17 protein-coding genes are annotated in these 22,402 nt (G+C 68.4%); 8 read left to right on the forward strand and 9 right to left on the reverse strand.

Features of this window, described 5'->3' with window-relative positions:
• Positions 1–34: 34 nt before the first annotated feature.
• The 3 genes from GGR46_RS11680 to GGR46_RS11690 are packed head-to-tail and all read right to left on the reverse strand — an operon-like array spanning position 35 to position 4,129.
• The gene (locus GGR46_RS11680) at positions 35–1,417 is read right to left on the reverse strand and encodes a PepSY-associated TM helix domain-containing protein (protein WP_343058119.1); all 1,383 of its coding nucleotides are present in this window, start codon (positions 1,415–1,417) and stop codon (positions 35–37) included.
• Positions 1,414–3,699: a TonB-dependent receptor gene (locus tag GGR46_RS11685; RefSeq protein ID WP_183997855.1), complete on the reverse strand. Its 2,286-nt coding sequence runs from the start codon at positions 3,697–3,699 to the stop codon at positions 1,414–1,416. Before GGR46_RS11685 ends, GGR46_RS11680 begins: the two co-directional genes overlap by 4 nt.
• Before the next feature lie 31 nt (positions 3,700–3,730).
• A complete protein-coding gene (locus GGR46_RS11690; RefSeq protein ID WP_183997857.1) occupies positions 3,731–4,129 on the reverse strand; it encodes a DUF2946 family protein in 399 nt (132 codons plus the stop codon).
• A gap of 119 nt (positions 4,130–4,248) precedes the next feature.
• Here GGR46_RS11690 and GGR46_RS11695 point away from each other — a divergent pair, with 119 nt between their 5' ends.
• Entirely contained in the window at positions 4,249–4,740 is a 492-nt protein-coding gene (locus tag GGR46_RS11695) for an asparaginase domain-containing protein (RefSeq protein WP_183997859.1), read from the forward strand.
• 108 nt (positions 4,741–4,848) lie between these two features.
• Here the strand turns inward: GGR46_RS11695 and hutU are convergent, their stop codons facing one another.
• Genes hutU through hutI form a run of 4 tightly spaced genes read right to left on the reverse strand, consistent with a single transcriptional unit; the run spans position 4,849 to position 10,029 of the window.
• Positions 4,849–6,504, reverse strand: a complete 1,656-nt coding sequence (gene hutU, locus GGR46_RS11700) for a urocanate hydratase (RefSeq protein WP_183997861.1) — start codon at positions 6,502–6,504, stop codon at positions 4,849–4,851.
• Positions 6,501–7,313, reverse strand: coding sequence for an N-formylglutamate deformylase (gene hutG, locus GGR46_RS11705; protein ID WP_183997863.1), 813 nt, complete (start codon positions 7,311–7,313; stop codon positions 6,501–6,503). The genes hutU and hutG overlap by 4 nt, the downstream gene beginning before the upstream one ends.
• Complete coding sequence (gene hutH / locus GGR46_RS11710) at positions 7,310–8,839, reverse strand: histidine ammonia-lyase (RefSeq protein ID WP_183997865.1); 1,530 nt, start codon at positions 8,837–8,839, stop codon at positions 7,310–7,312. The genes hutG and hutH overlap by 4 nt, the downstream gene beginning before the upstream one ends.
• Entirely contained in the window at positions 8,836–10,029 is a 1,194-nt protein-coding gene (gene hutI, locus GGR46_RS11715) for an imidazolonepropionase (RefSeq protein WP_183997867.1), read from the reverse strand. Before hutI ends, hutH begins: the two co-directional genes overlap by 4 nt.
• A gap of 186 nt (positions 10,030–10,215) precedes the next feature.
• On the opposite strand from hutI, the gene GGR46_RS11720 reads away from it, so the two are divergent.
• The 6 genes from GGR46_RS11720 (at position 10,216) to GGR46_RS11745 (ending at position 17,326) form a co-directional block, all read left to right on the forward strand.
• Positions 10,216–11,556, forward strand: a complete 1,341-nt coding sequence (locus GGR46_RS11720; protein ID WP_183997869.1) for a formimidoylglutamate deiminase — start codon at positions 10,216–10,218, stop codon at positions 11,554–11,556.
• On the forward strand, positions 11,553–12,245 hold the full coding sequence (locus tag GGR46_RS11725; protein ID WP_183997871.1) for a histidine utilization transcriptional repressor HutC: 693 nt from the start codon (positions 11,553–11,555) through the stop codon (positions 12,243–12,245). The genes GGR46_RS11720 and GGR46_RS11725 overlap by 4 nt, the downstream gene beginning before the upstream one ends.
• A gap of 70 nt (positions 12,246–12,315) precedes the next feature.
• Entirely contained in the window at positions 12,316–13,197 is an 882-nt protein-coding gene (locus GGR46_RS11730) for a LysR family transcriptional regulator (protein ID WP_183997873.1), read from the forward strand.
• 81 nt (positions 13,198–13,278) lie between these two features.
• Positions 13,279–14,313 carry an N-acetyltransferase DgcN gene (dgcN, locus tag GGR46_RS11735; RefSeq protein ID WP_183997875.1) on the forward strand — a complete coding sequence of 345 codons (1,035 nt, stop codon included), beginning with the start codon at positions 13,279–13,281 and terminating at the stop codon, positions 14,311–14,313.
• Between the two features lie 209 nt (positions 14,314–14,522).
• A complete protein-coding gene (locus tag GGR46_RS11740; RefSeq protein WP_183997877.1) occupies positions 14,523–16,085 on the forward strand; it encodes an N-acyl-D-amino-acid deacylase family protein in 1,563 nt (520 codons plus the stop codon).
• Positions 16,085–17,326 carry a dicarboxylate/amino acid:cation symporter gene (locus GGR46_RS11745; protein ID WP_343058121.1) on the forward strand — a complete coding sequence of 414 codons (1,242 nt, stop codon included), beginning with the start codon at positions 16,085–16,087 and terminating at the stop codon, positions 17,324–17,326. Before GGR46_RS11740 ends, GGR46_RS11745 begins: the two co-directional genes overlap by 1 nt.
• A 130-nt stretch (positions 17,327–17,456) precedes the next feature.
• Here the strand turns inward: GGR46_RS11745 and GGR46_RS11750 are convergent, their stop codons facing one another.
• Both GGR46_RS11750 and GGR46_RS11755 read right to left on the reverse strand, forming a co-directional pair.
• A complete protein-coding gene (locus tag GGR46_RS11750) occupies positions 17,457–18,728 on the reverse strand; it encodes an amidohydrolase family protein (RefSeq protein WP_183997879.1) in 1,272 nt (423 codons plus the stop codon).
• Positions 18,725–20,740, reverse strand: a complete 2,016-nt coding sequence (locus GGR46_RS11755; RefSeq protein ID WP_246426043.1) for a S9 family peptidase — start codon at positions 20,738–20,740, stop codon at positions 18,725–18,727. Before GGR46_RS11755 ends, GGR46_RS11750 begins: the two co-directional genes overlap by 4 nt.
• A gap of 122 nt (positions 20,741–20,862) precedes the next feature.
• On the opposite strand from GGR46_RS11755, the gene dacB reads away from it, so the two are divergent.
• Complete coding sequence (gene dacB / locus GGR46_RS11760; RefSeq protein WP_183997881.1) at positions 20,863–22,317, forward strand: D-alanyl-D-alanine carboxypeptidase/D-alanyl-D-alanine endopeptidase; 1,455 nt, start codon at positions 20,863–20,865, stop codon at positions 22,315–22,317.
• Positions 22,318–22,402: the final 85 nt, after the last annotated feature.

Here is a 22,402-nt window from a genome sequence, read left to right on the forward strand (position 1 = left end):
GCCTCCGCAAGATGTAGCGGCGCTGGCCGCCGGGTTACATTTTGGACAGGCGCAGACCCAGCCAGCCGGAGAAACCCGGTGCCATCCGCCGCGCAACGGCTTCGAACGCCACGGCAAGGGCGAGGGTGATCCCGAACAACGGCATCAGCACGCCCAGCACGACGGTCAGCCCCACGAGCGCCCAGCTGTGCCTGAGCGGATCCTTCGCCGCCGGTGCGCCCAGCCTGCCCTCCGGGCGCCGGCGCCACCACAGAACCACGCTCGACACCGCCAGCGTCACCAGCCCGATCAGCACGAGCAGGTTTACCAGCTGGTTGAGCAGGCCGAGCCAGGCGCCTTCGTGCACCGCCACGCCGAAGCCCACCGCCCGGTCGATCCAGTGGCGGTCGGCGAAGCCCTGCGATCCGATCACCGCGCCATCGTCGCCGATCTCGACCGAGACGCGCCGCGTCCGGTCCTCGGTCTGGGACTGGACGAGCCAGCGCCCACCCGGCTTGGTGGGCGGGCTGACTTCGGCCGGGGCGGCGAGGCCCAAAGTCATCGCCTTGTCGACCACCCGGTCGAGCGCCGGGCCCTTGGGCGCGACATGCGCCATGGTCATGCCCTTGTGCTCGGCATGCTCGTCGAGCATCGCGCGCACGCCCTTGTCGAGATCGGCGCGCGCCTGCGCATCGGCCACCGATCCCGCCGACCAGTCCTGCCGCACCGCCGCGGTGCCGGTGACCACGCGGACCTGCTTCAGGTAATCGCCCCAGTTCTTCGCCCAGGGCAGGCCGGAGGCGATCAGGAACACCGCGCCGATCGACACCCACAGGCCGGTCACTGCGTGCATGTCGCGCCAGAAGACGCGCCTGCCGCCGCTCAGGCGGGGCCAGAGGATGCCGCTCAGTCCCTTGCCCTTGCGACCGCGCGGCCACCAGAGGAACAGGCCGGTGACGATCATCACGATCGTCCAGCAGGCGGCGATCTCGACCAGTGCCGATCCCCAGTCTCCGGCGAGCAGCTCGCCGTGCAGGCGGAAGATCACCCGCATGAAGCGATCCTCCTCGGGCACCGCCTTCAGCACCGCGCGGGTCTGCGGATGGACCCAGACCCGGCTCTCCTCCGCCCCGGCACCGACCAGCAGCTGCACCGCGTCGTTCGGCGCTTCGGGCAGCACATATTTGTGGAGCACCGATCCCGGCACCGCCGCGGTGCCCGCCGCGACGATCTTCTCCGGCGCCAGCATCGCCGCGCCCGGCGTCGCGACATGGGTATAGGGCGCGTAGAGCCAGCCTTCGATCTGTGGCTTGAACAGATAGATGCCGCCGGTCACCGACAGCCACAGGATGAAGGGCACGCAGAAGATGCCGGCATAGAAATGCCACCGCCACACCGCGCGGAACCAACGTTCGTGGCGCACCGCCGGTTCGCTCACAGCGTCCACCCCGCCTCGACCAGGAAGCTGCGCTGCGGATAGGGGTGATAGACCCAGGCGCGGTCGTTGGTGATGTTGTCCACGCCTGCGCTCAGCCGGAAATTGTCGGTCATCTTCCAGTTCACTTTGGCATCGAGCGCGAACAGCTCGGACGTATAGCCGAACGTATCGCCGCGCTGGAGCCCGAACAGATCGGTATTGGGCCGCGTGGCATAGCGCATGCCGATCGATGCCAGCACCCGCGGGGTCACCTGATAGCGGAGATTGGCATTGAGCCGCCAGCGCGGGATGCGCGGGAACTGCACGCCCTCGGCCGCCGGCGCGCTGTCGTTGCGTATCGTCTTGGAGTCGATCCAGGCCAGGTTGGCGTCCAGGTCGAGCCCGCGCACGCCGACGTCGCGTGCCTCGGCGATCAATTCGAGGCCGACCTGCCGGGTCACGTCGATATTCTTGTAGTTCGAGGTGGTGATGCCGTTCTGGTTGAACCCGACGAACGAGAAGATCGTGTCGTTCACCCGCTGCCAGAAGGCGGATCCGGTGAGCTTCACCCGCCCGAAATCATGCGCCACCAGCAGGTTGGCGTCGCGCGATCGCTCCGGCTTCAGGTTCGGATCGAAGCTGTTCGGGTTGAAGCTGCCATCGCCGTTCAGGCTGCCCTGGAACAGCTCGCCCACCGTCGGGAAGCGCGTCGCCTCGGCAAGGCTGAGCTGCACGCTGGTGGCGCCGCCATGCCATTCGACCGAGAATTTGGGATCGAAGGCGGTGTCGCTGCGCGCCGCGTAGCGGTTGGTGACCGGCTGTCCGGAAGTGCCGATCCGCCCCAGCCCGCCGTCGAATGCCCGCCAGCTCTCGAACCGCGCGCCGAGGGTGAACACCAGCGCATCGGCCCGCAGCCGTCCCTCGGCCCAGCCGGCAAGCAGCCGGGTCTTGCCGAAGGTTCGGCTGGAGAAGGCGCGGCCGGCATCGCCGCGCCAGTTGGGTACGGCGAAGTTGGTCAGGTCGGTCTGGTAGAGATTGGTGCTGGCGCCGGCGGCGAGATCGAACGGACCGGTCTTCGCGTCGAGCGAGAATTCGCCCGTGTACCAGCCGGTCGGCCCCTGCCGGGCGAGCGTGCCGGCACCGTTCGTGCTGCCAGCAACCCAGCTGGCCGAAGTGAACCCGTCCGAGCGGGCGACCTGGTATGTCGAGACGTTGAGCTTCGCGGTCACGTCCGGGCCGATCGGCGCGGCGATCTTGCCGCCCGCCAGAACCTCGTCGCGCACGGTGCGGGACCAGCGCGCGCCCGAGGCGGTCCAGGTCCGGCCGAGCGTGGTCACCCGGCCTTCGCAGACCTTGTTGCCGGCAGCGTCGCGCAGATAGCAGTCGGGCGCATATTGCGCGTCGAGATTGTGCCAGTACGCGACCAGCAGCTCGCCGGTGACGCCCGAGGCGCCGTCATAGCCGATGCGCAGCTTGGCCTGGTCCTGCGTGGTGGCGGCCGGGCTCTGCGCGGCGAAGATCGGGTTGGACGCGGTACCCGGCGCGTTGGGGATCGCCTGGCCCTTGTCGAGCACCGCCCCGGTGACGACCGTGCCCGCGGCGCCCGTGGCCGGGGTGAGCCCGTACCAGCTCATCGGCTGGCCGTCGTTCCGGAAATGCCGGCCGGAAATGCGCGCCGACCACGGACCGTCCTTCTGCCGCCAGCCCAGGCCCGCCTCGCCCGACCAGCCCCAATAGGTGGCGTGGGTGCCGTACTGGTCATAGGGCTCGGCGAGGCCCTGGACGGTGGCGAACGCCTCGGTCTTCTCGGGCGAGCGGGTGGTGATGTTGACGATCCCGCCCATCGAATTGCCGTTGTAGCGCGCCGAATAGGGGCCGTAGACGATGTCGAACTGCTCGACCTCGCCGGGACCGACCACGCCCCATTTGGGCGCGAAGGCGAACGAGTTGCCGAGGAAGTTCGACACGACGAACCCGTCGACCATCACCAGCGACCGGGCGCTCTGCATCGAGTGCGTGCCGCGGAATCCGGGGACGCCGTTGGAGTCGCCGGCATAGCGTTTGCGCACGAAGAAGTCGGGCGCGTACTTCATCAGGTCCTCGACATTCTGGGCGTTGATGCCGGCGAACTGTTCGTCGCCCAGGCTCACCGAGAGTCCGCGCGGATCGATGCTGATCGGCGCATCCTTCTGGCCGATCACGAGGATGGAGGGTTCGTCCTGCGCCTCCTGCGCGAGGGCAGGGGCGGCGGCGATACAGAGAAGCGGCAGCGCGGCGATGCGCGCGCGGCGGTATGAAGACATGCGATTTCACCTGAACGAGGAAAGACGGGGTTCAGGTGCGGGCAGGCGGTCCTTGCGAGGGCGGCTGGGCGAAGGCGCGGCGGCGCACCGCGGGCTGCGCGGCGGGGGCGAAGCCGAGCGCGAGCAGGAAAGCGATCGCGGCGAGCAGAAGCACCGGGTCGGCGCCGCCGATCATCGCGTGGCCGAGCCCGGCGTATGCGCAGTCCTGCTTGCCGCTGTCGGGGGCCTTGGCGTGATCGGGGTCCATCGGAATGTCGATGGTCATCGTCGCGGGGCCGTTACCGTCGCAAATCGCCATGGTAAGCGTCTTTCCGCCCGTTTCCGCGAGCATGTAGCCCGCAGGTACGAACGCCTTCACCACCAGCGCCACGGCAATCAGCCACAATGCCAGCCAGTGATGCTCTTTGAGGAAGACGCGCCATGCCCCCATGGCCGGTCGAGCTACGCGCTTCCGTAGGGGCTGTCACGTCCGGATTGGACGCGCGGCCGTGGGCATTTTGTCCAAGCGTGCAGGTTTCCCCGGCGGACGAACCGGCGTAAGGGCCGCGCATGACCCAGCTCCCGATCCTCGTGCTCACTACCGGCGGCACGATCGACAAGCAGTATTTCGACGCGTCCAGCCAGTACATGATCGTCGGCACCGTGGTGACGCGGCTGCTCGAAATCGGCCGCGTGCTGCATCCCTTCCAGGTCGAGGAAGTGATGCGCAAGGACAGCCTGGAGATGGACGATGCCGACCGCGCGACCATCGCCGCACGCGTTGCCGCTTCGGATGCAACACGCATCGTCATAACTCACGGTACCGACACGATGACCGAGACCGCCAAGGCGCTGGCCGGGATCGAGGGCAAGACGATCGTGCTGGTCGGCGCACTGGCCCCAGCGCGCTTCGCCGAGAGTGACGCAACCTTCAACCTGGGCATGGCCTTCGCCACCGTCCAGGTCGCGCAGCCGGGGGTCTACATCACGATGAACGGCACCGTGTTCGAAGCCGGCAAGGTAGTGAAGGATCGCGAGGCCGGGCGCTTCGTGGAAATTTGAGGGGTTATCTCATAATCGTCATCCTCGCGCAGGCGGGGATCCAGAGCCAAGAGCGTTGCGCGAAGTAACCCTGGATCCCCGCCTGCGTGGGGATGACGAAATTGGGGATCAAAGAATCCCCGGCAGGTCCAGCCCCTTCTCCCGGGCGCAGTCGATCGCGATGTCGTAGCCCGCATCGGCATGTCGCATCACGCCGGTCGCCGGGTCGTTCCACAGCACCCGCTCGAGCCGCTTCGCCGCTTCCGGCGTGCCGTCGGCGACGATCACCATACCGGCATGCTGCGAATAGCCCATGCCGACGCCGCCGCCGTGATGGAGCGAGACCCAGGTCGCGCCCGATGCGGTGTTGAGCAGTGCGTTGAGCAGCGGCCAGTCCGAGACGGCGTCCGATCCGTCGCGCATCGCCTCGGTCTCGCGATTGGGGCTGGCGACCGATCCGCTGTCGAGATGGTCGCGGCCGATCACGATCGGGGCCTTGAGCTCGCCGTTCGCCACCATCTCGTTGAAGGCGAGGCCGAGTCGGTGTCGGTCGCCGAGGCCCACCCAGCAGATGCGCGCAGGTAGGCCCTGGAAGTGGATGCGCTCGGCGGCCATGTCGAGCCAGTTGTGGAGATGCGCGTTGTCGGGCAGCAGCTCCTTCACCTTGGCATCGGTCTTCGCGATGTCTTCGGGATCGCCCGACAGTGCTGCCCAGCGGAACGGGCCGATGCCCCGGCAGAACAGCGGGCGGATATAGGCAGGTACGAAACCCGGGAAGTCGAAGGCGTTGGCTACCCCCTCGTCGAGCGCGACCTGGCGGATGTTGTTGCCGTAATCGACCGTCGGTACGCCGGCCTTATGGAAGTCGAGCATCGCCTTCACGTGCTGCGCCATCGACGCCTTGGCGGCCTTCGCCACGCTTTCGGGATCGCGCTCGCGGGCGGAGAGCCATTCGTCGACGGTCCAGCCCACGGGGAGATAGCCGTTGACCGGATCGTGTGCGCTGGTCTGGTCGGTGAGCAGGTCGGGGCGGATGCCGCGCGCGAACATCTCGGGCAGCAGCTCCGCCGCGTTGCCGAGCAGGCCGACCGAGACGGGCTTGTCCGCGCCCTTGATGATCGCCAGCGCCTCGTCGATGCTCTCGGCCGCGCGGTCGAGATAGCCGGTGCGCAGGCGCATCTCGATCCGGCTCGGCTGGCATTCGATCGCGAGGCACGACGCGCCCGCCATCACCGCCGCCAGCGGCTGCGCGCCGCCCATGCCGCCAAGACCCGCAGTGAGCAGCCAGCGGCCCTTCAGGTCGCCGCCATAATGCTGGCGGCCCATCTCGGCGAAGGTCTCATAGGTGCCCTGCACGATGCCCTGGGTGCCGATATAGATCCACGAGCCGGCGGTCATCTGGCCGTACATCGCCAGCCCCTTGCGATCGAGCTCGTTGAAATGCTCCCAGGTCGCCCAGTGCGGCACCAGGTTCGAGTTGGCGAGCAGCACGCGCGGGGCGTACTCGTGCGTCCGGAACACGCCGACCGGCTTGCCCGACTGGATCAGCAGCGTCTCGTCGGCCTCGAGATCGCGCAGCGCGGCGACGATCCGGTCATAGCTCTCCCAGTCGCGCGCCGCCCGGCCGATGCCGCCATAGACGACGAGTTCCTCGGGCCGCTCGGCGACATCGGGGTGGAGGTTGTTCATCAGCATGCGCAGCGGGGCTTCGGTGAGCCAGCTCTTGGCGGTCAGTTCGGTGCCGGTGGCGGGCTTGATGATGCGGCTGTTGTCGAGGCGGGTCATTCCGGGGCTCCGGCAAATTCGAGGCAGGTGGTGAGGATCTGGGTGAGCGCATCGCGCATCGGGGCGGCGCGGGCTTCGGTGTAGGGCGTCGGCCAGTGCGCTTCGTCGAAGCTGGCGGGCTCATCGATATAGCCGCGGCAGGCCAGCTCCATCTGGATGGCGTGGACGCCCTGTTCGGGCCGGCCGTAGTGGCGCGTGGTCCAGCCGCCCTTGAACCGCCCGTCGGTCACCTGACTCCACGGCGTGGCGGCGCAGACGGCTTCCACCGCGCGAGCAAGGGCGGGGGCACAGGTAGTGCCGCCATTGGTGCCGATGTTGAACTGGGGCAGCTCGCCGTCGAACAGGCGCGGGACGTGGCTGCGGATCGAATGGGCGTCGTAAAGGACGACCCTCGGGTGGATCGCCCGGAGGCGGGCGATCTCGGCTTGGATCGCGGCATGATAGGGATCGAAATAATGCTCGCGCCGCCAGGCGATGTTCGCGGCGTCGGGCACGTCATCGCGGTACAGGGGGGCGCCGTCGAACGTGGTCGTCGGGCACAGCTCCGTCGTGGCCTGACCGGGGTAGAGCGAGGCGCCCGAGGGATCGCGGTTCACGTCGATGACGGTGCGGGAGATGCTGGTGCGGATGGTCGTCGCGCCAAGCCCGGCGGCAAAGTCGTAGAGCCGGTGGATCCACCAGTCCGCGTCCTTGGTCGCCAGCCAGGGCGAGACGAAGCGGTTCTTCAGATCGTGAAGAAGGTCGGTCCCGGTATGCGGGAAGGCGACGATCAGCGGAGACTCTCCGCGATGGACCTCGAGCCAGCTCATGCGACGCCCGGCAATGCGATGTCCGCCGCCTCTGCCACCGCGCCGGCGCGGACCAGCGCGGTCGCGGCTTCGATATCGGGGTGGAAATGCCGGTCATGGTCGAGCGTCGGCACGTCGCGACGCAGCCGCGCGCGGACGCGTTCCAGTGCTTCCGAGGAAGTCAGGCCGGCATGGAAGTCGCAGCCCTGTGCCGCGGCGAGCAGCTCGATGCCGATCACCCCGGCACAGTTCGCCGCCATGTCGAGCAGGCGCCGGGCACCGTGCGCGGCCATCGAGACATGGTCTTCCTGGTTGGCCGAGGTCGGGATCGAATCGACGCTGGCCGGTGTCGCGCGCTGCTTGTTCTCGGAGACGAGCGCGGCGGCGGTCACCTGGGGGATCATGAAGCCGGAGTTCAGGCCCGGCTGGGGGGTGAGGAAGGCGGGCAGGTTGGACAGTGCGGGATCGACCAGCATCGCGATCCGGCGCTCGGCGATCGAGCCGATCTCGCAGATCGCCAGTGCGATCATGTCCGCGGCGAAGGCGACCGGCTCGGCGTGGAAGTTGCCGCCGGACAGCGCTTCGTCGGTCTCGGGGAAGATCAGCGGATTGTCGGATACGCCGTTCGCCTCGGTCTCCAGCGTGGTGGCGGCCTGGCGGAGCAGGTCGAGCACCGCGCCCATCACCTGGGGCTGGCAGCGCAGGCAATAGGGGTCCTGCACGCGCGGATCATTGTCGCGGTGCGAGGCGCGGATCGCCGAACCCTGCATCAGCGTGCGCAGCGTCTCGCCAACCGCGATCTGGCCGGGATGGCGGCGGAGCTGGTGGATGCGCGGATCGAACGGGGCGTCGGTGCCCTTGGCCGCCTCGGTCGACAGCGCGCCGGTGACGAGCGCGGCCTGGAACAGGGTCTCCGTCTCGAACAGGGCGGCAAGTGCGTTGGCGGTGGAAAATTGGGTGCCGTTGAGAAGGGCGAGGCCTTCCTTGGGCCCGAGCGTCACGGGCGCGAGGCCGGCTTCGGCCAGCGCCTGTCCGGCGGGCAGCACGCGGCCGTCGACTTCGATCGAGCCCACGCCGATCATCGTCGCGGCCATGTGCGAGAGCGGGGCAAGGTCGCCGCTGGCGCCGACCGAACCCTGGCTCGGCACCACCGGCGTCAGGCCCTTGGTCAGCATCGCTTCGAGCAGTTCCACGGTGGCGGGCTGCACGCCCGAGGCGCCCTGGGCGAGGCTGGCGAGCTTGAGCGCCATCATCAGCCGGACGACCGGAGCGGGCGAGGGCGCGCCGATGCCGGCGGCATGGCTCAGCACGATGTTGCGCTGGAGGGTGGCGAGATCCTCCGCCTCGATCTTGACGCTGGCGAGCTTCCCGAAGCCGGTGTTGATCCCATAGACCGGCTCGCCATGCGCGAGGATGCGCGCCACCGCCGCGGCGCTCTCGGCGATGCGCGGGGCGGAGGCGGGGTCCAGCTTCGGCACCGCGCCGCGCCAGATCGCGCGCCACTCGGCCAGCGGCACGTCGCCGGGGATCAATAGTACTTCGGTCATACGCCCTTCCAGATACCTTTGAAGACTCTGGCATGGAGCGGGTTCAGCCCCATGCGGTAGACAAGTTCGGCCGGCCGCTCGACATTCCAGATCGCGAGATCGCAGCTCTTGCCGGGTTCGATCGTGCCGATTTCGTTTTGCAGCCCCAGTGCCCGCGCCGCCTCGCGCGTCACGCCTGCCAGGCATTCCTCGACGGTGAGGCGGAACAGCGTCGCGCCCATGTTCATCACGAGCAGCAGGCTGGTGAGCGGGGAGGTGCCGGGATTGCAGTCGGTGGCGAGCGCGATCGGCACGCCGGCGTCGCGCAGTGCCTGGATCGGCGGCAGCCTGGTCTCGCGGACGAAATAATAGGCGCCCGGGAGCAGCGTGGCGACGGTGCCGGCCCGGGCCATCGCCGCGATGCCGGCATCGTCGAGATATTCGAGATGGTCGGCCGAAAGGGCGCCATGGGACGCCGCCAGCGCGGCGCCATGCTGGTTGGAGAGCTGCTCGGCGTGGAGCTTCACGGGCAGGCCATGTGCCTTCGCCGCCCCGAAGACGCGTGCGGTCTCCTCGGGCGTGAAGCCGATCCCCTCGCAAAATGCATCGACGGCGTCGGCGAGGCCGCCCAGCGCCGGGATCATGGTCTGGCAGACGAGATCGACATAGCCCGCACGGTCATCGGCATATTCGGGTGGCAGGGCATGCGCGCCGAGAAAGGTCGTGGCGATCCGCACCTTGCGCTCGCGTGCCAATGCCCTGGCGGCGCGCAGCATCTTCAATTCGTCGTCCAGCGACAGGCCATAGCCCGACTTCGCTTCGACGGTGGTCGCGCCCTCGGCGATCAGCGCGTCGAGCCGGGGCAGGGCGCTCGCGACCAGATCGGCTTCGCTGGCCTCGCGCGTGGCGCGCATCGTCGAGACGATGCCGCCACCGGCGCGGGCTATCTCTTCATAGCTGGCGCCCTGGAGGCGCAGCTCGAACTCGTGGGCGCGGTTCCCGCCATGGATCAGGTGGGTGTGGCAGTCGATCAGCCCGGGGGTGATCCAGCGGCCTTCGCAGTCGATCGTCTCGGCGGCGGTGGGAGCCTCGCTGGCGGAGCCGACCCAGGCGATCCGCCCGTCCTTGGCCGCCACGGCGCCATGCTCGACGACGCCCATGCCGGGGCCGGTCATCGTTGCGATCCGTGCGTTGGTCCAGAGTCGGTCCATGCACGCATCCTTGCCTGTGGGGCAGGTTATGTCTAGACATAATCAAAGGCGCGTCGCACAGTTCAATCGTCATCCCGGCGAAAGCCGGGATCTCGTGCGGCTCTTTACCCGCCATCGCCTGAGATCCCGGCTTTCGCCGGGATGACGGAAATGGTGGCGGGATGACGGCTATGAGGAAAGCTGGGCATGGATCTCTGGTTCGAAACCGCGTTACTTCCCACCGGCTGGGCTGAGCGCGTCACCCTGCGCATCGAATCCGGCCGCATCACCGAAGTAAGCGCGAACACCGACCCCACGCCCGGCGCAGAGCGTCACCGCGTTGCGATCCCCGGCATGGGCAATGTCCACAGCCACGGTTTCCAGCGCGGTATGGCCGGGCTCAGCGAACGCCGCGGTCGGCCGGACGACGATTTCTGGAGCTGGCGCGAGATCATGTACCGGTTCCTCGACCGGCTCACCCCCGACGACATCGCCGCGATCACTGCCCAGGCTTATGTCGAGATGCTCGAGACCGGCTACACCCGGGTCGGCGAGTTCCATTATCTCCACAACGACGTGGACGGCGCGCGCTACGCCGATCCTGCCGAGACCGCCGGCGCGATCGTCGCCGCCGCCGAGCAGACCGGCATCGGCCTGACCCTGCTCCCCGTCTTCTACGCACACAGCGATTTCGGTGGGAAGGATCCCAAGCCCGGCCAGCGCCGCTTTATCTCGGACGTCGACGGGTTCGCGAAGCTGGTCGAGGCGAGCCGCGCCAGGCTGCCTGCGGATGCCGTGCTCGGCGTTGCGCCGCACTCGCTGCGCGCAGTCACGCCTGAAGAACTGGCGGCGGTGACCGCGCTGACCTCTGGTCCGCTGCACATCCATGCGGCCGAGCAGGTCAAGGAAGTCGAGGCCTGCCAGCAGTGGAGCGGTGCCCGGCCGGTCGAGTGGCTGCTGCACAATGCCGATATCGGCACCCGCTGGACGTTGATCCACGCCACCCATCTCAACGACACCGAGACCGACCGGCTCGCCCGGTCGGGCGCGGTCGCCGGCCTGTGTCCTGTCACCGAGGCCAATCTCGGCGACGGCATCTTCCCCGCCGAGCGCTATCTGGCGGCTGGGGGAAGGATTGCCACGGGCACGGACTCCAACATCCAGATCGATGCGGCATACGAACTTCGCTCGATCGAATATTCGCAGCGCCTGTCGCTGCGCCGCCGCGCGATCCTCTCTCCCGAGGGCGCATCGGTCGGTGAGACGCTGTTCGGCGCCGCGCTGGCCGGGGCGGGGCAGGCGCTCGGCGTCGCGACCGGTATTGCGCCCGGCGCGCCGGCCGATATCGTGAGCCTGAACATGAACCATCCAAGCTTCGCCGGCGCCTCCGCCGACACAATTCTCGATCGCTGGATCTTCGCCGGCCGCGCCGGCGCGATCGACTGCGTCTGGCGTGCCGGCCGGCTGCAAGTGGTTCGCGGCAAGCATCGCGCGGGCGAGGTTATTGCTAATCATTATCACAAAATCCTGGAGCGCCTGCTCGGGTGACGCTGCAGGAGCGCATCCGCTCGGACATCGAGGAGCGCATCCGCTCGGGCGAACTGCGCCCCGGCGATCGCATCCCGTTCGAGCACGAGCTGGTCGCGCATTATGGCTGCGCCCGCGCCACCGTCAGCAAGGCGCTGGAGCGGCTCGTCCATGCCGGGCTGATCGAGCGCCGGCGCAAGGTCGGCTCGTTCGTCGCGCACCCCCAGGTGCATGCCGCGGTGCTCGCGGTGCCCGACCTGGCCCAGCTGATCGCGGCGCGTGGCGAGGAATATCATTGGACGCTCGACACTTGCCGCGTGGTCAACCGCGATGCCGATATCGAAGTCTCGGGCATTCCGGCGCCGGCGCTGCTGATCGAAGGCGTCCATTTCGCCGGCGGCCAGCCCTTCGCGATGGAGCGCCGGCTGATCGCGCTAGACACGGTGCCGGTTCCGCGCGCCGACACGTTCGAGACCGAGGCGCCGGGCTCCTGGCTGCTCCACCATGTCCCCTGGACCGATGCGCGCCACCGTATCCGCGCAGTTTCGGCCGGCGGGGCGCTCGCCAAACGACTCAAGCTCGATGCACACGCCGCCTGCCTCCAGGTCGAGCGCTGGACCTGGCGCACGGGCCGGGCGGTGACTTTCGTCCGCCAGACCTTCCCCGGAGACCGCTACGATCTGGTCGCCGAGTTCACGCCGGGCGGGTAGTTCCCGCTACGAAACGAATAGCACCGAAGCGGGGCCTTCCCCTTTTCGCGCAGTTCGATAGGCTGGCGCGATGAATTTGCGGCACATCGAGATCTTCCACGCTGTCTATGTGAACGGCTCGGTCAGCGGGGCGGCGCGTGCGCTCAACGTGTCGCAGCCTTCGGTCTCCAAGATGCTGCGCCACGCCGAGAGCCTGCTCGGCTTCCAGCTCTTCCACCGCACCAATGGCCGGCTCGTCCCCACCGAGGACGCGCACACGCTGTTCACCGAAGTCTCGGAGATCCAGGACCGCGTCTATGCGCTGCGCGAGGCGGGGCGGAACCTGAAGCGCGGCGCGGGTGGGATGCTGAAGGTCTCGGCGCTGCCGAGCCTCGCGCTCAATGCGCTGCCCACCGCGGTGTCGCGTTTCATGCGCAATCACGACGGCGTGCGCTTCGACCTGCAGACCGTCCATCATGACGACCTGCTGCGCAAGCTCTACGAGCGCGAGACCGATGTCGCGATCGCCTATGAAGTGCCGCACGCGGCGCCGATCGGCCATCGCTGGCTCGGCGAGGGCGAACTGGTGGTGCTCTATCGCGAGGAGGACATGCCCGATGCACCGCCGCGGATCGAGCTGGACCGGCTGCGCGGCCGTCCGTTCATCAGCCTCGCGAACAGCGGCCCGATCGGCCAGCTGTTCAGCCAGGAATGCGCGCGGCTCGAGCTCGTCCTCGACGAGGTGATCTCGGCGCGGACCTTCTACATCGCCACCGCGCTGGTCGCGCAGGGGGTGGGGATGACGGTGGTGGACAGCTTCACGGCGCAGGCCTCGCTCGTCCCGGGCCTGTCGATGCGGCCCCTGAAGCCGCAGCTCACCTTCGACGTCCATGCGATGTTCCTGCTCAACCGGCCGCCCACTGCGCTGGCCACCGATTTCCTCAAGACGCTCGCCAAGGTGATCGACGCCTGAGCCTGCCATAACGGCTGGCTATGCCGAGCGGCGCACTCGCTATGCGCGGTGCCGGGTGCGGGGCGATAGCGTTATCACCCAATGATACCGGCACCTTACCTCCTTTACCTCGGTCACAGCACCGATTTCGTGGGCATCAAGACGTCGCGCGGCCTCGCCGAATTCCGGCGCGGCGATTGCGTGGGCGAGTTCCGCCACGATGATTCCACCCTCACGCTCGGCCTGCCGCGCATGACCATCGAAGAAGGCGCCGCCGCAGGAGCGAAGACGCTCGTGCTCGGCATCGCCAATTCGGGCGGGGTCATGGGCGGCGACCTGGTCCGCGACGCCGTGGCCGCGCTCAATGCGGGGATGAACATCGCCGCTGGCCTCCACCAGCGTCTGCGCGACGTGCCCGAGCTGGCCGCGCTGGCCAGGGAGAAGAACCTGCAGCTGTTCGACGTGCGCGATCCGCCGGCGGACATGAAGGTCGGCAACGGCTATGCCCGCGCCGGCCGCCGCATCCTCACCGTCGGCACCGATTGCTCGGTTGGCAAGATGTACACCACGATCGCCCTGGCCGATGCGCTGAAGGCGCGCGGGGAGAAGGCCGATTTCCGCGCGACGGGCCAGACCGGCATCCTGATCGCCGGATCGGGCGTGCCGATCGACGCGGTCGTCGCCGACTTCATCTCGGGCGGCATCGAGGCGCTGGCGCCCGAGCGCACCGATGGCGGCTGGGACGTGATCGAGGGCCAGGGCTCGCTGTTCCACCCGAGCTTCGCGGGTGTCTCCACCGGCCTGCTCCACGGCGCACAGCCCGAGGCGCTGGTGCTCTGCCATGATCCGAGCCGCAGCCATATGCGTGGCCTTCCGGGCCGTGCACTTCCGGGCCTGAAGGAATGCCTGGAGGCCAACCTCCAGACCGCGCGCCTGACCAGCCCGAACGTCCGTGCCGTCGGCGTCTGCCTCAACACCTCCCGCATGGCGAAGGACGAGGCCGAGGCGCTGTGCCGCCAGGTCGAGGCCGAGCTCGGCCTTCCCTGCACCGATCCGATCGCCTTCGGGGTCGAGGCGATCATCGACGAATTGCTGTGCAGCGAACCCTCGCGGCCTGCCACGACCGCCGCGCGCTGATCCCCCTTCGCTTCTCGCGCGGGGTGGAGGCCGAGGCAGGCATGGCCAGGGTCGCGTCGCATGTGGGAGATGTTGTGATGGTCGGTCGGCCGCATGTCCGATTTCGCCGATCTTGACGGTCCGCCCCGGCTCGCCAAGGATCGGCGGGGCGGGGTCGAGGATCGGAACGGCACGCTTTGTCCGCCACTTCCGGGATTCTGGGGAACATCATGAAGATCGCGCTGCTGCTGGGGATTGCCGCCATTTCGCTGGGCGCCGCCGCGCCGCTCCCGCCGCAGAAGGTCGATCTGCTGATCCGCGGCGGCACGATCTACACGGGTTCGGATGCGCCCTTCATCGGCGATGTCGCGATCAAGGGCGATCACATCGTCTCGGTCAGCCGGCATGCCAACGTCACGGCCACGCGCATCATCGATGCCAAGGGCATGATCGTCGCGCCCGGCTTCATCGATCCGCACACGCACATGGGCGAGGACCTCGCCTCGGACGACCAGGCCAAGCGCCTGATCCCCGCTTTCCTGATGCAGGGTGTCACCACTGCGTTCATCGGCAATGATGGGGGCGGCGATCCCGATGTCACCAAGGTGCTCGGCAGCGCTTCGATCAAGCCGGTGGGCATCAACTATGCCGCCTGGGTCGGCTTCGGCGCGATCCGCGAGAAGGTGGTCGGCGAGGACAATCGCGCGCCGACCTCGGAAGAGCTGGCGAAGATGAAGGGGCTGGTCGCCTCGGCGATGTGCCAGGGCGCGCTCGGCCTCTCCACCGGCCTGTTCTATGCGCCGCAGAGCTTCGCCAAGACCGAGGAAGTGATCGCGCTGGCCAAGGAGGCCGGCAAGCGCGGCGGCAGCTATGACAGCCATATCCGCGACGAGAGCAGCTATACCGTCGGCCTGGTGGCGGCGATCGACGAGGCGATCCGCATCGGCCGCGAAGGCGGGCTGCCCGCGCATATCAGCCATATCAAGGCGCTCGGCGTCGACGTGCAGGGCCAGGCGCCGAAGATCATCGCGATGGTCGAGGCCGCCCGCGCCCGCGGCGAGAAGGTGACGGCGAACCAGTACCCCTGGTCGGCATCGGGCACGAGCCTGGTCGCGTCGCTGGTACCGCTCTGGGCACAGGATGGCGGCCGGCCGGCCCTGCTCAAGCGCTTCGACGATCCGTCGCTCAGCGAGAAGATGCATGCCGGCATGGTCGAGAACCTCCGCAAGCGCGGTGGGGCGGACAAGCTGCTGGTCGTCGAGGGCAAGTACAGGAACCGCTATCTCGATGCGGTGGCGAAGGAACTGAACCTCTCGCCGGTCGACGCTGCGATCGCGGTGATCCGTATCGGCGATCCGGGCACCGTCTCGTTCAACCAGAGCGAGGCCGATATCGCCGCCTTCATGCGGCAGCCCTGGGTGATGACCGGATCGGACGCCTCGGGCGGCCATCCGCGCGTCTATGGCAGCTTTGCCCGCAAGTACGACAAGTACGTCAAGACCGACCATGTCATCACGCTGCGCCAGTTCATCGAACGCAGCTCGTCGCTGACCGCCGACACCTTCGGACTTACGGGCCGTGGGCATCTGCGCAGCGGTGCCTTCGCCGATGTCGTGGTGTTCGATCCGAAGACCTATGCCTCGCGCGCCACCTATGAGGATCCGGCACAGCTGGCCGCGGGCGTGCAGACGGTAGTGGTCAACGGCGTCGTCGCGGTCGACAAGGGCGCGATGACCGGCAAGGCCGCGGGCCGCGCGCTGGCGCACAAGCCGACCGCCGGGAGCTGCAACTGATGGGCTGGTGGTTCGGCATCGCGCTGTGGAAGCGCGTCCTCGCCTTCCTCGTCCTCGGCGTGGTCTTTGCGCTGCTGCTGCCGCAGGGCGCGCCCTATGTGCAGTTCATCGGCGACCTGTTCGTACGTGCGATCCGCATGCTGGTCGCGCCGATCGTGCTGGTGACGATCGCCTCGGGCATCACCTCGCTCGCCGATCCCAAGCGGCTGGGCAGCCTTGGCGGGCGGACGGTGGGCATGTTCGCGCTGACCACTTTCATCGCCGTCTCGGTCGGCATGCTGGTCGCCACGATCGTCCAGCCCGGCATCGGCGCGCCGCTCGGCACCGCCGAGGCGCATGTGCTGGGCAAGGCGGTGACGCCCTATGAGCAGCTGATCAACATCATCCCCACCAACATCTTCGACGCGCTGGCCAAGGGCGACATGCTCGCGCTGATCTTCACCTCGATCCTGATCGGCTGCGGCACGGTGGTGGCGGGGGAGGCGGGCAAGCCCTTCGCCAACCTGCTGCAATCGACATCGGCGGTCCTGTTGCGGGTCGTCGGGCTGGTGATGGAGGCGACGCCCTTCGGCGTGTTCGCGCTGATCGCCAATGCCGTGGCCGCGAACGGGGCGGCAGTGTTCGTCCATGTCGGCTGGCTAGCGCTGGCAGTGGTGCTCGGCTCGCTGATCCAGATGCTGGTGGTGCACAGCCTGCTCCTGCGCTTCGTCGCGCGCCTGCCGCTGCTGCCCTTCTTCCGCGGTATCGTCGATGCGCTGGCGATCGCCTTCTCCACCGCCTCGAGCGGCGCGACGCTGCCGGTGGCGATGCGCGTCTCCGAGCAGAATCTCGGCATCGGCCGCCCGGTCTTCTCGACCGTGCTGCCCCTCGGCGCGAGTATCGGCAAGGACGGCACGGCGATGTATGTCGGGCTGCTGAGCATGTTCGCCCTGCAGGCTTTCGGCGTCCACCTGACCCCGACCGTCTATGCGACCGTGCTGTTCACCGGCGCGCTCGCGGCGTTCGGCACGGCGCCGGTGCCCTCGGCCTCGCTGTTCATGCTGGCGGCGGTGCTGAGCGCCGTGGGCGTCTCGCCCGAGCAGACTGCGCTGGTTGTCGGCTTCGTCCTGCCCTTCGACCGGCTGCTCGACATGACCCGCACGGTACCCAGCGCCTCGGCGAACCTGACGGTGGCGACTTTGGTCGCGCGCTGGGAAGGGGAGCTGGACGAGGAAGTCTACAGGGCGCCGGATCTGGCCTGAGCCGATCTCCCTCCAGAGGGTGGCCGAGCGAAGCGAGGTCGGGCGAGGGTGCGTGGCGTGCCCCGAGCGGACCGCTTGCCTCCCGCTCGCACCCTCACCCCGGCCCTCTCCCGCAAGCGGGAGAGGGAGATCAGTCCAGGCTGACCTCGCGCCCGCTAACCCAGACCCGCTTCACCGAATACAGGTCCCGGAACGTCATGTCGGGCGCGCCGCCGGTGAGCACCAGGTCCGCACGCATGCCCTTGCGGATGACACCCTCGGACCGTTTCCTTCCCATGATGTCTGCGCTCACCCGTGATCCCGCCTCGATCGCCTCCGCAGGCGTGAAGCCCAGCTCGGTCAGGATGCGCATCTCGCGCAGCGCGCCGAAGCCCGGATAGACCCCTTCGATGCCGGTATCGGTGCCCACGCCGATGCGGATCCTGGCCGCCTTCAGCCGGCGGATATTCTCGCGCATGATCGACCAGCGCTTGCTGTCATAGGGCGCGATCGCCTCGGCCTTGCCCTGTCGCGCCGCTTCGCGCGCCTGCTGGTCTGGCGTGAGCAGGGCCAGCTCCTCCGGTGCCAGCACCCGCGCCTCGAGCGGCTCATAGGTCGCCAGCGTCGCCACATAGGCCATGTGGTGCTTCTTCATCAGGCCGATCAGCTCGGCATCGACCAGCCCGTCGCCCACGCCGTGCGCCACCGAGTCCACGCCGGCCCGTGCCGCGATCTTGGCGCCCTCCAGCGTCACCGTGTGGGTCATCACCTTGATGCCCGCCTTGTGCGCGTCCGCGACGATCGCGGCCAGGGTCGGCTCGTCCATGCTCGGCCGGTCGGGCCGATCCGGGTCGCCATAGCGCCAGCCGTCGTTGAACACCTTCACCATGTCGGGCCTGAACACCAGTGCCCCGGCCATCGCCGCATGCGCCTCGGCCGGGGTGGTGACCTGGATCGTGATCGAGTTGGTGAACTGGCTCTCGGTGCCATGCCCATCGGGCACGCCCAGCCGCACCGCCAGGGTGAGGTGCGGGGTATCGGCCTGGAGCGCCCGGATTCCGGCCATCATCGCGCCCGAGACCGAGAATTCGTTCACGCTCGTCACGCCCGCCCGCAGGTACGGCACGTAGAAGCGATGCAGCGACGCGGCGTCGGCGAACGCCTCGCGCCTTGTGTGGATGTGGAGGTCGTGCAGCCCGGGGATGAGCGTCATCCCGGTCGCGTCGATCACTTCGGTGCCCTCGGGCACGCGCAGTTTCTTCCCCACCCGCGCGACCTTGCCGTCTTCGATCAGCACGTCGGCGATCTTCGCCGGCTTGCCGGTACCGTCGAACACCCGCGCGCCATGGATCAGCGTCGCGCGCTCCTGCGCCTGCGCACTGCCCGCTCCGGCCATCGCCGCCACTGCCATCAGCCACCTCATTTCAGATGTCCGTCGAAGAAGGAGATGGTGCGGCGATAGGCAGTGAGCCAGTCGGCGTAGCGGAAGAATTCGTGGCGCTCATTGGGGAAGACCAGCTCCTCATGGGGGATGCGCCGGGCCGACAGCTCGCGGGCGAGCAGCAGCGACTGGGCGAAGTCGACATTGCGGTCGTCGTCACCGTGCACCAGCAGCACCGGCGAGCGCCATTTCTCGATCGATCCCATCGGCGAGCTCTCCCACTGCTTCTGCCGCACCGTCACCTGCCGGTCGGGCGCGATGCCATTGTCGACGTTGCGGAGCAGGGTGTGGACGCCGTGGAAGTCCGCGCCGGCCTTGAACAGGTCGCTGTTCCGGGCCAGCGCCAGCGCGGTCAGGTAGCCGCCCCAGCTGCCGCCCCAGATGCCGATCTTATCCGGCGCCACATCCTTCTGCGCCGCCAGCCAGCGCCCACCGGCGAGCACGTCGCGATATTCGCTGGCGCCGTCGCGGGCGATTTCGGGCGCGTCGCGGAACGCCTGCCCATAGCCGGTGCCGCTGCGGTAATTGACCGAGAGCACGGTATAGCCCTGCGCCGCCAGCGCCTGGTTCATCACATAGGCGTTCGAATAATATTGGCTGTGGTGGAAGCCGAGCACCATCTGCCGGCGCGGCCCGCCATGGACGAAGATCAATGCCGGGCGCTGACTCTTGCCCTTGCCTCGGAACAGCTGGCCATGGACGGTCACCCCGTCCTCGGCGGCATAGGTCACCGGCTCGGGCTGGATCGCGCCCTTCAGCTCGGCGACCTCGCCCAGCGGCGCCAGGTCCTTCACCAGCACCGGATGCGCCGGATGGCTGGCATCCGCGCCGATGCCGGCGAGCAGCCCACCCGCGAACATCGGCAGGCTCTCGCTGCCCTTGCCATTGGTGATGCGCTTCGCCGTGCCGCCCTTCGCCGGCACCTGCCAGAAATGCCGCCGGTCCGCCTCATCGGCATTGGCGGCGAAGGTCACCACATCGTCGGCGCCCAGGATGAAGGTCTCGACTTCGAACTTGCCGGGCGTCAGCTCGCGCGGCTCGCCGCCCTTGGCCGCGTCGATCGCATAGACATGGAGGAAGCCGCTGCGTTCCCAGGGGAAGAGCAGCTGGCCGCCCTTGCTCCACCAGAGATTGTGCTGGCGGGTGCCGTAGTAGCGGCCGCCCATGCCCTGCGGCGCGGTCCAGACCGTGCGCGCCTTGCCCGTCGCCGTATCGGCGACGCGGAGCGACCAATAGGGACCGCCGTCCCGCGCCGCGCCCGAAGGCGGATCGAGATACTGGATGTACGCGACCTGGGTGCCATCGGGCGAGAGCGCCGGCTCGACCGAATAGCCGAGCGCCGGCTCCATATAGGTCAGCTTGCCGCCATCCATGTCGAGCAGCGCGACGAATGCGTGATCGTTGCGATTGTCGACGAACAGCAGCTTGCGGCCGTCGGGCGTCCATTTCAGGTCGGTCACCTCGCCGGGTACCGTCGCGATCCGCGCGGCCTTGCCGGCCTGCCACAGCCACAGCTCGCCGCGCCGGGTGAAGGCGATGCGCTGCCCGTCGGGCGAGAAAATGGGCAGGTGTCCGTCTCCGATCGGTGTGGGATCGCCACCGTCTTCAACGACGAACACCTGCTGCCCCGGCGAAACCGTCGCCGAGGCGGTGTTGGGAAGCTTGCCGTCCGGGAACTCGTCGTCCCCGCCGCGTACGAACGCGATGCGTCGCCCGTCGGCGCTCAGCGCCAGCTCGTAGAGCATCATGCCGTCGTCCTCGGCATAGCGGGTCAGCTGTCGCGCCTTCTGCCCCGTGTCGGCCACCCAGAGATTGCGCGCCCCGGCGCGGTTCTCCACCCAGGCGAAGCGCGGCACGTCGCGCGCGCCCGCCATCTGGCTCGCGGTCGGCAAGGCGAGCGCCGCCGCCAGGTCGTCGGTCTGGGCGCGCGCCGGCGCGGCCAGGGCCAGCGTCACGGTGCAGCTAAGGGTGAGGGTGTTCCGCAGCATCTTCATTACGCCAGCGTGCCGGGCCTATGTTGCCCAAACAATGCTGGCATGCGCGCCGGTTATGCCCGGGCGACTCCTCTGAATGATCGCGGGTTTGCACTGTGTCCGGCGAGAGTTACGCTTGCGGCATGAAGCATATCGCACTTGGTCATATCGCACTGGGCATCGCCCTTACGCTCGCCACGCCGGCGCTCGCCCAGCAGACGCTGGAACAGCGCGTCGCCGCCAAGCTTGCCGAGGCGCCGCTCGGCACGCGCTTCGGCCTGGTGGTGGTCGACGATACGGGGAAGGATATCGTCGCGATCAACCCGGATGGCCGCTTCATCCCGGCTTCGAACACCAAGATCTATACGACCGCCGCCGCCTTCGCGAACCTGCCCGGGATCAACCAGCCCGACACCGTCGGTGGCGCCACCGTGGCGCTGCGGGGCGAGGACGTGGTGCTGCGCGGGCGCGGCGACGCGCGCCTGTCGAGCGCCGATGACTGCACGGTCGATTGCCTTGCCACGCTCGCCGACGCGATCGCCGCGAAGACCAGGCATGTCCGCAACGTGATCGGCGACGACACGCTCTTCCCCGATCAGCGTTGGGGCCCCGGCATGAGCTGGAACAACATCCCCAGCTCCTCGGGCACGGGCGCCTCGGCGCTCACCCTCGACGACAACGAGCTGAAGCTGACCATCACGCCGGGCAGGGCGGGGGAGCCTGCCCGTGTGGAGCTCTGGCCCTATTTCACGGTCGACAACCAGGCCAGGACGGTGCCCGGCGCCGAGACCGAGCTGGGCTGGGACCGCGATCCCAATGGCAAGCAGCTCCGCATCACCGGCACGATCGGCGCGGATGCCAAGCCCAGGACCTGGCAGCTCGGCATCGACGATCCCGCCGATTATGCCGCCTGGCGCCTCAAGGCGCTGCTCGAGGCGCGCGGGGTGAAGGTGAAGGGCCAGGTCCAGGTCCGCCACCGTGCACTGACGCCGCAGGACGATCCCGACTATCGCCAGAAGAAGGGGCTGCCGGTGGTCCAGGCGGCGCCGGGCGAGCCGGTCCTCGCCAGCCTGACCCCGCCGCCGTTCGCGGAGAATCTCAAGCATATCAACAAGGTCAGCCAGAACCTCCACGCCGAGCTGACCCTGCGCCGTGTCGCATCGCTCCAGGGCAGCGGCTCGATCGCGGACGGTGTGGCGCAGGTCGAGAAGATGCTCGATACCGCGGGCGTGCCGCGCACCGCCTGGGACTTCTCGGACGGGTCGGGCATGTCGAGCTACAACCGCGTTGCGCCGCGCGGCACGGTGAAGCTGCTGCGCTGGATCGCCGTCCAGCCCTGGGGCGCGCAATATCGCGAGACGCTGCCGATCGGTGGGGTCGACGGCACGCTGCGCAATCGCTTCAAGGGCACGCCGCTGGAGGGCAAGGTCTTCGCCAAGACCGGCACGCTCAACGCCACCAACGCGCTGGCCGGCTATTTCACCGGCGCAAGCGGCAAGACCTACACCTTTGCCTTCTACGCCAACGACGTGCCGCGCGACGCGAGCGGGACGAAGTACATGGACGACGCGCTGAACATCGTCGCGGCGGGGAATTGAGCCATTTCTCCCTCTACCGCTTTTGCGGGAGAGGGACGGCTCGCAACGCGAGCCAGGGTGAGGGTGTGTGCTGGCCGCGAAGACC

The organism is Sphingomonas kyeonggiensis (genome assembly GCF_014196745.1).
Taxonomy (GTDB): Bacteria; Pseudomonadota; Alphaproteobacteria; order Sphingomonadales; family Sphingomonadaceae; genus Sphingomonas; species Sphingomonas kyeonggiensis.

Coding starts and splice junctions, on each gene's coding strand:
- GGR46_RS11685 (WP_183997855.1), bottom strand. CDS start 3,699: ATGTCTTCATACCGCCGCGCGCGCATCGCCGCGCTGCCGCTTCTCTGT.
- GGR46_RS11690 (WP_183997857.1), bottom strand. CDS start 4,129: ATGGGGGCATGGCGCGTCTTCCTCAAAGAGCATCACTGGCTGGCATTG.
- GGR46_RS11695 (WP_183997859.1), top strand. CDS start 4,249: ATGACCCAGCTCCCGATCCTCGTGCTCACTACCGGCGGCACGATCGAC.
- hutU (WP_183997861.1), bottom strand. CDS start 6,504: ATGACCCGCCTCGACAACAGCCGCATCATCAAGCCCGCCACCGGCACC.
- hutG (WP_183997863.1), bottom strand. CDS start 7,313: ATGAGCTGGCTCGAGGTCCATCGCGGAGAGTCTCCGCTGATCGTCGCC.
- hutH (WP_183997865.1), bottom strand. CDS start 8,839: ATGACCGAAGTACTATTGATCCCCGGCGACGTGCCGCTGGCCGAGTGG.
- hutI (WP_183997867.1), bottom strand. CDS start 10,029: ATGGACCGACTCTGGACCAACGCACGGATCGCAACGATGACCGGCCCC.
- GGR46_RS11720 (WP_183997869.1), top strand. CDS start 10,216: ATGGATCTCTGGTTCGAAACCGCGTTACTTCCCACCGGCTGGGCTGAG.
- GGR46_RS11730 (WP_183997873.1), top strand. CDS start 12,316: ATGAATTTGCGGCACATCGAGATCTTCCACGCTGTCTATGTGAACGGC.
- dgcN (WP_183997875.1), top strand. CDS start 13,279: ATGATACCGGCACCTTACCTCCTTTACCTCGGTCACAGCACCGATTTC.
- GGR46_RS11740 (WP_183997877.1), top strand. CDS start 14,523: ATGAAGATCGCGCTGCTGCTGGGGATTGCCGCCATTTCGCTGGGCGCC.
- GGR46_RS11745 (WP_343058121.1), top strand. CDS start 16,085: ATGGGCTGGTGGTTCGGCATCGCGCTGTGGAAGCGCGTCCTCGCCTTC.
- GGR46_RS11750 (WP_183997879.1), bottom strand. CDS start 18,728: ATGAGGTGGCTGATGGCAGTGGCGGCGATGGCCGGAGCGGGCAGTGCG.
- GGR46_RS11755 (WP_246426043.1), bottom strand. CDS start 20,740: ATGAAGATGCTGCGGAACACCCTCACCCTTAGCTGCACCGTGACGCTG.
- dacB (WP_183997881.1), top strand. CDS start 20,863: ATGAAGCATATCGCACTTGGTCATATCGCACTGGGCATCGCCCTTACG.